General features: G+C 56.3%; 13 protein-coding genes. 11 read left to right on the forward strand and 2 right to left on the reverse strand.

The features are described from left to right. Position 1: 1 nt before the first annotated feature. The 11 genes from RMR16_RS01635 (at position 2) to RMR16_RS01685 (ending at position 10,954) form a co-directional block, all read left to right on the forward strand. Entirely contained in the window at positions 2-1,225 is a 1,224-nt protein-coding gene (locus RMR16_RS01635) for a CmpA/NrtA family ABC transporter substrate-binding protein (protein ID WP_320200823.1), read from the forward strand. Between the two features lie 186 nt (positions 1,226-1,411). After that, a complete protein-coding gene (gene apbC, locus RMR16_RS01640) occupies positions 1,412-2,533 on the forward strand; it encodes an iron-sulfur cluster carrier protein ApbC (RefSeq protein ID WP_320200822.1) in 1,122 nt (373 codons plus the stop codon). A gap of 326 nt (positions 2,534-2,859) precedes the next feature. After that, a complete protein-coding gene (locus RMR16_RS01645) occupies positions 2,860-3,837 on the forward strand; it encodes a magnesium transporter CorA family protein (protein WP_320200821.1) in 978 nt (325 codons plus the stop codon). A 93-nt stretch (positions 3,838-3,930) separates the two neighbouring features. Continuing rightward, positions 3,931-5,769: a potassium transporter Kup gene (locus tag RMR16_RS01650; protein WP_413786027.1), complete on the forward strand. Its 1,839-nt coding sequence runs from the start codon at positions 3,931-3,933 to the stop codon at positions 5,767-5,769. Positions 5,770-5,951: 182 nt separating this feature from the next. Then, the gene (locus RMR16_RS01655) at positions 5,952-7,121 is read left to right on the forward strand and encodes a cell wall hydrolase (RefSeq protein ID WP_320200820.1); all 1,170 of its coding nucleotides are present in this window, start codon (positions 5,952-5,954) and stop codon (positions 7,119-7,121) included. Between the two features lie 270 nt (positions 7,122-7,391). Continuing rightward, positions 7,392-7,757, forward strand: coding sequence for an AtpZ/AtpI family protein (locus RMR16_RS01660; protein ID WP_320200819.1), 366 nt, complete (start codon positions 7,392-7,394; stop codon positions 7,755-7,757). 63 nt (positions 7,758-7,820) lie between these two features. Beyond that, on the forward strand, positions 7,821-8,570 hold the full coding sequence (locus RMR16_RS01665; RefSeq protein ID WP_320200818.1) for a F0F1 ATP synthase subunit A: 750 nt from the start codon (positions 7,821-7,823) through the stop codon (positions 8,568-8,570). A gap of 69 nt (positions 8,571-8,639) precedes the next feature. Beyond that, positions 8,640-8,867 (forward strand): F0F1 ATP synthase subunit C, encoded by a 228-nt coding sequence (locus tag RMR16_RS01670; RefSeq protein ID WP_027673924.1) that lies wholly within the window; start codon positions 8,640-8,642, stop codon positions 8,865-8,867. Between the two features lie 78 nt (positions 8,868-8,945). Further along, positions 8,946-9,584 (forward strand): F0F1 ATP synthase subunit B, encoded by a 639-nt coding sequence (locus RMR16_RS01675; RefSeq protein WP_320200817.1) that lies wholly within the window; start codon positions 8,946-8,948, stop codon positions 9,582-9,584. A 1-nt stretch (position 9,585) separates the two neighbouring features. Beyond that, on the forward strand, positions 9,586-10,071 hold the full coding sequence (locus tag RMR16_RS01680; RefSeq protein ID WP_320200816.1) for a F0F1 ATP synthase subunit B: 486 nt from the start codon (positions 9,586-9,588) through the stop codon (positions 10,069-10,071). Positions 10,072-10,210: 139 nt separating this feature from the next. After that, positions 10,211-10,954 (forward strand): carbon-nitrogen hydrolase family protein, encoded by a 744-nt coding sequence (locus RMR16_RS01685; RefSeq protein ID WP_413786022.1) that lies wholly within the window; start codon positions 10,211-10,213, stop codon positions 10,952-10,954. 7 nt (positions 10,955-10,961) lie between these two features. Here RMR16_RS01685 and RMR16_RS01690 read toward each other — a convergent pair whose 3' ends face one another. Further along, positions 10,962-11,615 (reverse strand): ribonuclease HII, encoded by a 654-nt coding sequence (locus RMR16_RS01690; RefSeq protein ID WP_320200815.1) that lies wholly within the window; start codon positions 11,613-11,615, stop codon positions 10,962-10,964. A 248-nt stretch (positions 11,616-11,863) separates the two neighbouring features. Then, on the reverse strand, positions 11,864-13,021 hold the full coding sequence (locus tag RMR16_RS01695) for a PA0069 family radical SAM protein (RefSeq protein ID WP_320200814.1): 1,158 nt from the start codon (positions 13,019-13,021) through the stop codon (positions 11,864-11,866). Positions 13,022-13,116 lie beyond the last annotated feature (95 nt).

A 13,116-nucleotide genomic window follows, 5' to 3' on the forward strand; every position in this document is an offset into this window, starting at 1 on the left:
TTTGACGGGTGGGAATGGCTTCAAGGCTGGATTTTCTCCGACGATTGATTGCGCAGTCCTTGTTGTTGCTGCCGAAAAAGGCTTTGCCGCTGACGAGGGCATTTCCCTAGACCTTCTTAGAAAACCGTCTGTCCGTGATGTGTTGAGCGAGTGGAGCAAGAGCGAGCTTCACGGCCTCCATCTTCCGGCTTCACTTCCCGTCGCCTCTGCCCTTGGCCTGCCGGATTTGCCTGCCGGTCTGATTGCACCCTTCGTTCTGGCAACGGGCGGCGCCACGCTCGCCGTATCGCAAATTCTGCACGATGATCTGGCCGAACAGGGCATGAAAATCCCCGATCCCGGCACGGTCGCGCGCGCCTTGGCGCGCGTGTCGTCATCAAGGCGCGCCGCTAAATTGCCGTCACTGGTCTTTGCGGTCGAACATTTGCTGTCGGTCTCGTCATTCGAGTTTCGATATGTCATGGCAAGCGCCCGGCTGCTGAATGGGCGCGACTTTACCCTTGTCGATGCCGCGCCTGCCGAAATGCCGGATTTGCTGGAAAGCGGGCAGGTCGATGGTTTTTATGTCGCAGAACCCTATGGCTCCTTCGCCGTCTTGCGCGGCACCGCACGCATCCTGACCACGAAATCGCACATTTGGCAGAATGCGCCGGAAAAGGTTCTGGCTGTTTCACGTGCATGGGCAGACGCAAACTCCACGACGCTCGAAGCCCTGTTGCGTGCGCTTTACAGAGCGGGTGAATGGTGTTCCAGCCATGCCAATATTGAGGAACTTGCGGGCATTCTTGCCGCGCCCCACTATCTCGGAGTGGATGGTGATCTTATTTTGCCAGCACTGACAGGTTACATTTCCCATTCCCCGGCGCGAATGCTGGACTGTCCCGGTTTCTTTTCCACCAGCGGCAAGGCGGCAAACTTCCCTTGGCAAAGTCAGGCGCTGTGGTTCTTCAGCCAGATGCTGCAACGACAGGATTGCCCGGCAGATTTCATCGATGATGAAAAAGCCTATGAGGCGGCATGCGGTTCGTTTCGACCGGATATCTTCCGCAAGGCGGTAAAGCCAATTTTCGCGCCGGTGCCGTCTGCCAATATGAAGCTTGAGGGAACGTTGCACGCGCCCGTTCATGTTGGCGCATCGCGCTCCGGTCTCATGCTTGGGCCTGATGCTTTCTTCGATGGGCGGGTTTTCGACCCAGAAAAATTCCAGACCGAAAACGAAACCTGAGGATCCAGCGGAAGTTTGCGCTTTCCCATTGGCGAAGTGCGCCCGCTTGGTTATTGAGGGGTTAAAGCATGTCGCGCAAAAGTGTGCAGCGGTTTTGCGACAACGACATGCGCAAAACAAAAAAGCATAAAGCGTGTAGCGTGTTTTTTCACGCAACACGCTTTATCGGGCACAATGGAAGCTGGCATGACACAGGTTGACAAGAAGCAGATCGAACAGGCGTTGCAGAGCGTCGTCTATCCGGGCAGCGATAAAAACATTGTCGCGCTTGGCATGGTGTCGGAAATTTTCATTGCCGATGCCAAGGCTTTTTTCTCCATCACCGTTCCGGCGGATCAGGCCGATAGCATGGAGCCGTTGCGGCTCGCCGCTGAAAAAGCAGCGCTGAGTGTTTCCGGCATCAAGTCGGCCATGGTCGCGCTGACGGCAGATCGCAAACCCGGCGCAAATCCAGCCCCAAAACCCGCTGCGCCACAGGCCAAAGGCCCGCCGCAGCCGCGCACAAAAGCCGGCGTCCCCGGTATTGGCGCGATTATCGCGGTCGCCTCCGGTAAAGGCGGGGTGGGCAAATCCACCACTGCCGTCAATCTGGCGCTTGGCCTCCAGACGCTTGGCTTGCGTGTCGGCATATTGGACGCGGATATTTACGGCCCGTCGCTTCCCCGGCTTTTGAAGCTCTCCGGTCGTCCGCAACAGGGGGAAGGGCGCACCATCGTTCCCATGGAAAATTACGGCCTCAAGGTCATGTCCATGGGCTTTCTGGTGGATGAAGAAGCGGCAATGATCTGGCGCGGCCCGATGGTGCAATCCGCCTTGATGCAGATGTTGCGTGAAGTATTGTGGGGCGAGCTGGACGTGCTGGTGCTGGACATGCCGCCCGGCACGGGTGATGCACAATTGACCATTGCCCAGCAAGTGCCGCTGGCCGGTGCCGTCATCGTGTCCACCCCGCAGGATATGGCGCTGATCGATGCGCGCAAGGGCATCACCATGTTCGGCAAGGTCGAGGTGCCCATTCTCGGTGTGGTCGAAAACATGAGCTACTTTATCGCCCCGGATACGGGCAACCGATATGACATCTTCGGCCATGGCGGCGCGCGGGCGGAAGCAGAACGCATCGGCGTTCCTTTCCTCGGCGAAGTGCCGTTGACCATCTCTATTCGTGAGTTGTCGGATGCCGGAACGCCGGTCGTCGTGGCAGAGCCGGATGGGCCGCAGGCCCGTATTTATAAGGATATCGCACAAAAGGTGTGGACGGAGGTGAGTGCCGGGTCACGCAAACCCGCACCTCGCATCGTGTTTGAGTAGTTACCACAGGTAGTTCAGAGGCTAAAATACGCCCGAATGGCTGTGCTGTACGCATAGCTGTCATTCTTTTGTCTGGATTGACGGTTTGCAACACGAGAAATTTTTGCTGTAACCCTCTGTTTTGCTTCGTTTCTTCATGTCGTCACTGTGGTTTTCGATAATCGGCCACAACTGCACTGCAAAAATATCGCTTGCTTATTGGCCGTATTGGTCGCATAGGCCGCGCCGCTTGATCGCTCGCCCATTCCGGACGTTTGCGGAAGCTACACATGATGTGTTAGAGCAGCATTCCGGCAATAGTCCGGGTTGCTGACCGGAGAAACTGATTGATCAAAGCCTATCGCTCGAATTGCGAGGCAATCAGCCTGTCGGCGGACCATAAGGTCACGCAGATTTCGGACGATATTGTCTGGATCGACCTGATCAACCCCAGCAGAGCCGAGGAAATGCACGTCGAGAGCCTGCTTGGCATGGAGCTGCCGACCCGCGAAGACATGAAGGACATCGAGCCTTCCAGCCGTCTTTATATGGAAGACGGCAATGTGTTCATGACCGGCTCTCTGGTGTGGAATGCGGATTCCCGCGATCCACGGCTGACCGATGTTGCTTTCGTGCTGGCTGGCAAACGGCTGGTCACCATCCGTTATGCGGAACCCAAGTCCTTCAACCTGTTCATCGCTGCCATCACCCGCGTGCCGCACGAAATGCGCAGCGGCACGGCGCTGCTGATGAAGCTGCTCGAAACCATCGTGGATCGCACCGCCGAAATTCTGGAAAATTCCGTGGTCCGTATCGATACGGTTGCCGCAGGCATTTTCGGAGATCAGGCACGCAGCAAGCGCAAGGCACCGCGCTATCTGGAAGACAAGATTGCGGATATTTCCGCCTATCACCGGCTGATATCGAAGGTGCGTGATAGTCTGGCGTCTCTGTCACGCCTGCAATCGTTCCTGCACGCAACGCCAAATGTTCAGCAGGACAAGGAAGCCCGTGAAATGGGCCGTTCGCTCAGCCGGGATATCCAGTCCCTGTCGGAGCACGCGTCGTTCATTTCCGGCAATCTGACGTTCCTGCTCGATGCGGCGCTGGGCATTATCAATGTCGAGCAGAACGCCATCATCAAGATTTTCTCCATCGCATCGGTGGTTTTTCTGCCGCCGACGCTCGTGGCATCCGTTTACGGAATGAACTTTAATGTCATGCCGGAGTTGCAGTGGTCCTATGGTTATCCACTGGCAGTTTTCGTCATGCTCATATCGGCCATCATTCCGTTCATCTTTTTCCGCTGGAAGGGCTGGCTGTAACGAGCCAGAATCAACATGTCTCATGCCTTGGATAAGGACAATATCGACAAGCCCGAAGCGGATGATCACCGTAAGACCGGTTTGTTTGCCGCGATGCTTGGGTCTATCGGTGTCGTTTACGGCGATATCGGCACCAGCCCGCTTTACGCCTTTCGCGAAGCCTTGAAGCCCATTTCCTATGATGGCGTCACCGAAGCGGAAGTCATCGGCCTCATTTCGCTGATGATCTGGGCGCTTACCATCATCGTCACCATCAAATACATCTGTTTTCTGCTGCGGGCAGACAATGATGGCGAAGGCGGCACGCTGTCGCTTCTGGCACTGTTGATGAAAACGGCGGGCACAAAGCGCAGCCTTCTCATCATGCTTGGCCTCATTGGCGCGGCACTCTTCCTCGGCGACGCGATGATTACGCCGGCGCTCTCCGTCCTGTCGGCGGTGGAAGGCCTGAAGCTCGTCACACCGCAGATGGATTCCTTCATCATTCCCATCTCGGTCGGCATTCTGGTTGGCCTTTTTGCCATCCAGTCGCACGGCACGGAAGTTGTCGCCAAGTTCTTTGGCCCCATCACGGCCGTCTGGTTTCTCGTGATGGGCCTGGTCGGATTGCTGCATATTTCGGATGATTACAGCATTCTTTATGCCTTCAATCCCGTACACGCCGTCGAATTTCTGCTCAGCGAAGGTTTTTACGGCCTCGTGGTTCTCGGTGCCGTGTTCCTGACGATTACCGGTGCCGAAGCGCTCTATGCGGATTTGGGGCATTTTGGCCGCCGACCCATTCAGTGGGCGTGGTTCGTGCTGGTGTTTCCAGCCTTGACGCTCAATTATCTGGGGCAGGGCGCGCTCGTCCTGAAAGACCCGTCGGCCATGTCCAACCCGTTTTACCTGATGTTCCCGCAATGGGCCTTGTTGCCTGCGGTCATCTTGGCAACGGCGGCAACCATCATCGCAAGTCAGGCGGTGATAACAGGCGCGTTCTCGCTGGTGCGTCAGGCCATCAACCTTGGTTATCTGCCGCGCATGGAAATCCTGTTCACGTCTGAAACCAATACGGGGCAAATCTACCTGCCATCGGTCAACACCGTTCTTCTCTTCGGTGTCGTGGCACTGGTGCTGACATTCAAGAGTTCGGATGCGCTGGCCACCGCCTACGGCATCTCGGTCACAGGCGCGATGGTCGTCACCAGCCTGCTGTTCTTCCAGTTTGCACGCAGCCATTGGAAGTGGTCGAATTCGCTGGCGATGCTGGTCATCTTCCCGTTCATTTCGCTGGAGCTGATTTTCCTCGGGGCCAACCTTTTGAAAATCCATGATGGCGGTTACGTGCCGGTGCTGCTGGCGCTCGCTTTCGTCGTTATCATGACCACATGGCAGCGCGGCTCGAAAATCCTCTTCGCCAAAACCCGTCGCACGGACGTGCCGTTGAAGGCCTTCGTGTCATCGGTTGAAAAGGAAAGCTCGCACGCGCCGGTTCGCATTCCCGGCACGGCCATCTTCCTGACCGGCGACCCGGAAACCGCACCCGCAGCCCTGCTGCACAATCTCAAGCACAATCACGTCCTGCACGACAAGAACGTGATTTTGACGATCCGCACCGAAGACACGCCCCGCGTTCATCAGGAAAACCGCTATACGATCACCAAGGTCAGTGAGCGTTTTGTCATCGTGGAGCTGCACTTCGGCTTCATGGAAACGCAAAACGTGACGCAGGCGCTGGGCCATCTGCGCCGCACCGGTTACAAGTTCGATATCATGTCCACGTCGTTTTATCTGGGCAGACGAAAACTGGTGGCGGACCCCAAATCGGTCATGCCCGGTTGGCAGAACCGCCTGTTCATCGGGCTGGCCGAAACGGCGGCAGATCCTTCGGATTACTTCCGCCTTCCCACCAATCGCGTGGTGGAACTCGGCTCGCATGTGGTGATCTAAGCCACTCTGACCTGACACATTATAGTGGGCGCCATCTTCCAAACCGAAGGTGGCGCCTTTTTCGTGAACGGCCACACGTTAACGTGAAGCCGTGCCAAAGCGCGCCGTTAACCATGCATCAAGGTTAATGAGAGATTATCCGGCTGTATCCAAGTGTGTTGCGTGTGTCCGGAGTACTGGTTTTGCGTTCAAGAAATGTATCGCGTCGCGGGTCCTTCCTGTCGCTTGAGAAGTGGACATCGCCCGTTGTTTTTGGCCTCGCGGCTTGGCTCGCCTTTCCTTCATTTGCAGCACGGGCCGATCTGGCATCGCTGTTGGCCGGGCTGGATGCCGGTGGCCAGCAATGGCGCATGGTGCTGACCAATTCTCCCGCCGGTTCCGTGCACAGCGCATCGCTTGCATTCAACGATGCCGATGCCGCCTTGACACTCAGCGGTTCCGGCATGACCACGGCGGATGGCCGCAAGGTTGCCTTCGTCACGGGCAAAAGCGGCAAGGAAACCAGCCCCGATAGCGACCGCGTCAATCGCGCCGCCAAAAAGGGGCGGGTGGTCTCCAATGAAATCATGCAGCCGCCAAAATCCTTCACGGCAGGCTCCGTTCTGCAACGCACCAGCATGTTGGATATAGAGCCGCTGAAGCGCAAGGACCGCACCGCCTTCGTCAAAGACAAGAAGAGCAAGGATATCGAACTTGCCTCCTTCTATTTCCGCCGGGATGAAACCAAGTCGGAAAAAAGCGTCTCTCCCATGCTGGCGGAGCTGATCACCAATCGCAACGCCGATGTGCTGGCCACCGCCTATGCGCCGCCAGCCCCGGATTTCGCCCGCGAATCGCCGTTCGATGCCATTCTGAAAAAACCTGATGCGGGCCGCTTCATTCCAACGATTGACCCCGACGACCATTCCTGGGCGGCCACGCCTTTGCCAGCGGAGGTGTTTTCCGCCGCAGAACAGCAATGTCTGGCATCCGGCATCTATTTCGAGGCCAGAGGCGAATCGGTCAAAGGACAGGCTGCCGTCGCGCAGGTCATTCTCAACCGCGTCCGCAACCCCGCTTACCCCAAAACCATCTGCGGCGTGGTCTATCAGAACAAGGATTGGCGCAATCGCTGCCAGTTTTCCTTTGCCTGCGACAATATCAAGGACCGCATCAACTCCGAGCGCCATTGGAAAATGGCCCGTGAAGTGGCCATGGCGACCTCGGCTGGCAAGATTTGGCTGGCAGAAGTCGGGTCGGCCACCCATTATCACGCTGTTTATGTGCGCCCGGCCTGGGGCAAGAGCATGAAGAAGGTCGGTAGAATCGGCTTGCACGTCTTCTACCGCACCTATGGCGGCGGGTGGAGCTGATATTCCGGGCTTTTTGCCGGGATAAACGTGTCAAAATTGCCGATTCCGCGGGCCAACACTGTCATAAATCTTCAGATATACGGCAAGTAATTGTTTTAGCTCAATAATTTTGTGCTTAAACAAGGGCGTTGAGTGCCTTGACTACAGAAGCCCCTAAAACTATGTTGCGCGCGACTTCAGAGCGGGCTGGAACTGGCTTAAAGCCCTGCCGTTTACAACTCCAAAGAGTTCTGGCAACGCTGGAACGGAGCAAAAAGGCAGGATTTGAGAATGACCGGCAACCGTAACGATAGTCTGGATGAGCGCCGCAAGCACCTTGCCGAAGAACTGGCAAAAGTGCGGGTGGATGACGAGGCGGAGAAGCGGATAGAGCAGAACGCGCAGGAGAGCCGGAAAGGCTATGCACTCGCGATCAAGCTGTCTTCCGAATTTATCTCGGCCATTATCGTCGGTGCGATGCTGGGTTATCTTCTGGACTATTTTGCTGGCACGACGCCGTGGGGAATGATCATTCTTCTTCTTCTCGGTTTTTGTGCAGGCGTGCTGAACGTTCTGCGTTCTGCCGGAGTGGTGGCAAAACCGCCGCTTCTGGAAGGCGGACTGGGGAAAGACGAGGGTGGAAAGAAGGGCGAGTAATCGCCGCTTTCCATATAAAGAAGTAAGGCCGCATTTTGCGGCAATAGGTAAAGAGGGCATACGGTGGCAAACGATCCGACCCATCAGTTCATGGTAACGCCGATCATTCCGATTGAGATCGGTGGCGTCGATTTTTCGTTCACCAATGCGTCGCTTTTCATGGTCGCAACGGTGGCTGCTGCCTCCGGCTTCCTGTATTTCGCAACGTCGAACCGCGGTTTGATCCCAACCCGCATGCAGTCCGTTGCTGAAATGTCCTATGAATTCATCGCATCGATGCTGCGTGAAGGCGCTGGCAAAAAGGGAATGGTTTTCTTCCCGTTTGTCTTCTCGCTGTTCATGTTCGTGTTGACTGCAAACCTGCTCGGCATGTTCCCGTATTTCTTCACGGTCACCAGCCAGATCATCGTCACATTCGCGCTGTCATGCCTGGTTATCGCAACGGTCGTCGTTTACGGTTTCTATAAGCATGGCCTGCACTTCCTCGGCATTTTCGCTCCTGCGGGCGTGCCCAAGGTGCTGTTGCCGCTTGTGTCGTCGATTGAAATCATTTCCTTCCTGTCGCGTCCCATCAGCCTTTCCGTTCGTCTCTTTGCGAACATGCTGGCCGGTCACATCACGCTGAAGGTTTTCTCGGGCTTCGTCGCTTCCATGGGTGCTTTGGGCGCTCTGGGCATCGGTGGCGCAGTCCTGCCACTCATCATGACGGTCGCTATGACCGGTCTCGAATTTCTCGTAGCTTTCTTGCAGGCATATGTCTTTGCGGTACTCACTTGCATGTACCTGAACGACGCCGTGCATGGTGGTCACTGAGAATAAAGTCGCTGACCCCAAAACGGGTGTCAATAACAGCCGCAACAACCAGTTCTAAGGAGTCTTTACATGGAAGCGGAAGCAGCAAAGTACATCGGCGCAGGTCTCGCATGCCTCGGCATGGCTGGTACGTCCCTCGCTCTCGGCCGTATCTTCGGCGATTTCTTGTCCGGCGCACTGCGCAACCCGTCTGCCGCTGACAGCCAGTTTGGCCGTCTGGTATTCGGCTTCGCCGTTACCGAAGCTTTGGGCATCTTCTCGTTGCTCGTCGCTCTTCTTCTCCTGTTCGCTGTCTAATATCAGCATCAGGTATGGATCACGGCTCGCCAACAGCGTGCCGTGATCCTTCGCATTTGCAGTCCCCTGGAGGTGAGCATGTTCGTGACCGAGGCTTTTGCCCAGTCAGCACCGGCGTCAACTGAAACGAATACGGTAACACCGGCTGTCGGCCAAACAGCTCCGGAAGCCACACATACGGAAACCGGAGTGGCACATGATGCCGGTCACGGATCCCCTGTGTTCCCACCGTTCGATCAGTCCACTTATGCGTCCCAGCTTCTGTGGCTGGCAATTACATTTGGTCTTTTCTACGTCCTGATGAAAAAGGTCATCGTGCCCCGCGTTGGTGGCATTCTTGAAGACCGTCATGGCCGTATTGCACAGGATCTCGATGAAGCGTCCCGGCTGAAGGCCGAAGCGGATGCCGCTATCGAAACTTACGAAAAAGAACTCAGCGCTGCTCGCGCCAAGGCTGGCTCCATTGCCGCTGCCGCCCGCGAAGCCGCAAAGGTCAAGGCAGATGCAGATCGCGCCGCTATCGAAGCTTCGCTGGCTGAAAAGCTGGCCGCTGCGGAAGCACGCATCGCCGGCATCAAGCAGCAGGCACTTGCAGACGTCGGCACCATTGCCGAAGAAACTGCCACCGCGATCGTCGATCAGCTGATCGGCGTCAAGGTCAAGGATGCTGATGTCAAAGCAGCTGTAACAACTGCATCCGCAGTGAAGGGAGCTTGATATGGCGTTCGATGCAACATTTTTCGCACTCGTCGGCCTCGTTCTCTTCTTCGTCCTGATTGCCTATCTCAAGGTTCCAGGCATGTTGGCAGGCTCGCTCGATGAGCGCGCCGGCAACATCAAGGAAGAACTGGCAGAAGCCAAGCGGCTGCGTGAAGAAGCCCAGCACCTGTTGGCCGAATATCAGCGCAAGCGCAAAGAAGCCGAAGCTGATGCTGCCAACATCATCGCATCGGCTGAACGCGAAGCCGCAGCACTGACCGCAGACGCCAAGGTCAAGACGGAAGAGTTCGTCGCGCGCCGTAACGCTCTGTCGGAACAGAAGATCAAGCAGGCGGAAGCCGATGCCATCGGTGCTGTCCGCGCCGCTGCTGTCGACATCGCCATTGCCGCGTCCGAAAAGCTGATCGCAGAAAAAACAACTGCCGCAGCAAACGCAAAACTTTTCAAATCCGCCATCGGCGAAGTCAAGTCGCGCATGAACTGATAGGATCTTCGAGGGCGGTTATGCCGCTTGCGTTGTGAGGTCTGAAATTTCGAACCCCGTTGATGTTTATCGACGGGGTTTTTTGTTTGGTTTGTAGTTCAGTTGATTGATTCCGGGCAATGAGTTCAACGGACATGCGATGATGAAAATTGTCACGATAGCAGCCGCACAAACCCACGAGTATCAGGATGATTTTGAGGGCGCTCTATCCTGTTTGGTGGAGTTTTCGAGACAGGCAGAGATACGGGGTGCGAAATTACTGTGTTTCCCGGAAGCTTTCTTGCAGGGCTATGTAACCGAAGAGACATCAGCGAGAAAAATCGCCTTTGATATCGCGTCTGCGCGCTTCCAGCACATCCTTCAACTATTCTCGAAGACAACTCCCGTCATCGTTGTCGGATTTATTGAAGTGTCTGATGGTAAACTGTTCAACAGCGCCGCCGTCATCGAAGGTGGGAAAATGATCGGCTGTTATCGGAAGTCGTTTCTTTTACCCAAAGAGGCCGCCTTTTGCGCGGGGGAGGAAATGCCAGTTTTTAGCGTCGGTGCGCTGAAGTTCGGGATAAATATTTGCTACGATACGAACTTTCCCGCATCCGCTCGGCGGGTTGCCGACGGTGGTGCAACAGTCATCCTCTGTCCTGCGAACAACATGATGAGACGTGAGCGTGCTGAGACATTTCGCGACGTGCACAACGCTGTTCGCGGCAAGCGATGTCAGGAAACCGGCTTGTGGCTTTTATCTGCAGACGTGACGGGTGAAGGCAATGGCCGCGTTTCTTTGGGGCCAACCGCTTTATTAAACCCGGATGGTCAAGTTATCGCACAATTACCATTTGGGAAGCCGGGGCTGCTGGTGGTCGATGTTCCGATTGTTGTTTGAATAGAGTTCAATCCACCCTCAAAGGCCTGAAACTCATCCGATGCAGCGGGCAGGGGCCGTTTGTCTCAATGGCTTGCAAGTGGGCTGGCGTGCCGTATCCGGCGTGTTTTCCAAAACTGTATGCCGGATAAATCAAACCGGCCTTTTCCATCATCCGGTCTCTTGTGACTTTTGCGACGATGGAGGCGGCGGCGATGGAGACGGAGCGGGCGTCGCCCTTGATGACGGCCTTGGCGGCGCAGGGAATGCCGGGCGGCACGTCGCGGCCATCGGTCAACACCATTGCGGGCGCAATGTTCAGGCCCAGAACAGCGCGGCGCATGGCGTCCAGACTGGCGCGCAATATGTTCATCCTGTCGATCAGTTGTGGTCCGGATGAGGCGATGGAAACGATGGATGTTTCCATGATTTTTTCAAACAGCATTTCCCGTCGAGCTTTGGTCAGCTTCTTGGAATCATTCAGCCCATCGGGAATATGGTCGGGATCGAGAATCACAGCAGCGGCCACCACAGGCCCGGCCAGAGGGCCGCGCCCGGCTTCGTCCGTGCCGGCAACCGGCCAGTGGCCATGTTTTCTCGCCTCAAGCTCCAGACTGAAATCCGGGCCGGTGATGAGCAGATCAAAGAGGGCAGGAGAATCGGATGCTGTGCGTTGCTTCATGCGGCGGAAACTCGCACAGGCAACCGATCTCCTGCAAGCCCCCGGCCGCTGCGATATGTGCGGCAGCCGGATAAGGGGCGTGGCCACCGCGTGAGGTCGATCAAGATCTCGGGTGTTCTCTCAATTGGGGCGGAAAGAACACGAATCGCATGCGAGGCGGCAAATGCCGGGGGCATAGCCCGTAGCGCAGGGGTTAAGACACTACGGGTATTCTCAAAATGGCAACGACAAACATGCCATCATCAATATCAAAGCAGCGAAAGCTGCACGCCTGCACCTCCCGGCGCAATGAACAGATCATCACGCAGTTGAATGCCACGGCGAACGAGACCCAGCCTCTTGGTCGTCATCTCGAACCGACGGCCAATCTGCCAGGCATAGGGTCCAGCACCCTTCATGCGCTTGCCAAATTCCGCATCGTAATCCTTGCCATCGCGCATGGAGCGCACCAGCGACATGACGTGCTGGTAACGGTGCGGATAGTTGCGCAACAACCATTCGCGAAACAACGGGCTGACTTCCAGCGGCAGACGCAAAAGCACATAGGATGCTTCTGTCGCCCCGGCCGCTTTTCCGGCCTCCAGCACACGTTCGATTTCATGGTCGTTGAGCGCGGGAATGACAGGGGCCATCATCACGGCGGTGGGAATGCCCGCATCTGTCAGTGTCTTGATCGCTTCCAGCCGTTTGGAGGGCGTGGATGCCCTTGGCTCCATGCTGCGCGCCAGCTTCTTATCCAGCGTGGTGACGGAGATGCCGACCTTCAACAATCCCTTCTGCGCCATAGGAGCCAGAATATCGATATCGCGGGTGATCAGCGCCGATTTGGTGACGATGACCACCGGGTGTTCGGCCTTCGCCAATACCTCAAGGATCTGCCGCATGATGCGCCATTCCCGCTCGATGGGCTGGTAAGGGTCGGTATTGGTGCCGATGGCAATGACGCGGGCCTTGTAGCCCGGCTTTGCCAATTCCCGCTCCAGCACCTTTGCCGCATCCGGCTTGGCAAACAGCTTCGCCTCGAAATCCAGCCCTGGGGAAAGCCCCATATAACTGTGCGTGGGCCGTGCGAAACAATAGATGCAGCCATGTTCGCAGCCCCGATAGGGATTGATGGAGCGATCGAATGGAATATCAGGCGAATCATTGCGGCTGATGATCGTGCGTGGCTTTTCCACCTGCACTTCGGTGCGAAATTCCGGCAGTTCCTCCAGAATCTGCCAGCCATCATCGAAGGCTTCGCGCTGCAACGGTTCAAAACGTCCAGTCGGATTCATGCCCGCACCGCGCCCGCGGCGACGGTCTATCTCGATCCGCAAACCGGATGCGTCGGCCAGCGCATTGGCAATATCCGGCGTATGGCCCGGCTGAAAAGCAGCCTGCCCCGAAAGCACATCTTGTCTCATCTGGATACTCCTGCCAGCATTTGCCAGCTTGGTGGATAACCAGATTTCTAACTGAGAAGTGAGAACAATACAAGAACAAAATGAAATATCGGCAG

Origin of the sequence: Agrobacterium sp. rho-13.3 (assembly GCF_033957765.2) — a bacterium.
Classification (GTDB): domain Bacteria; phylum Pseudomonadota; class Alphaproteobacteria; order Rhizobiales; family Rhizobiaceae; genus Agrobacterium.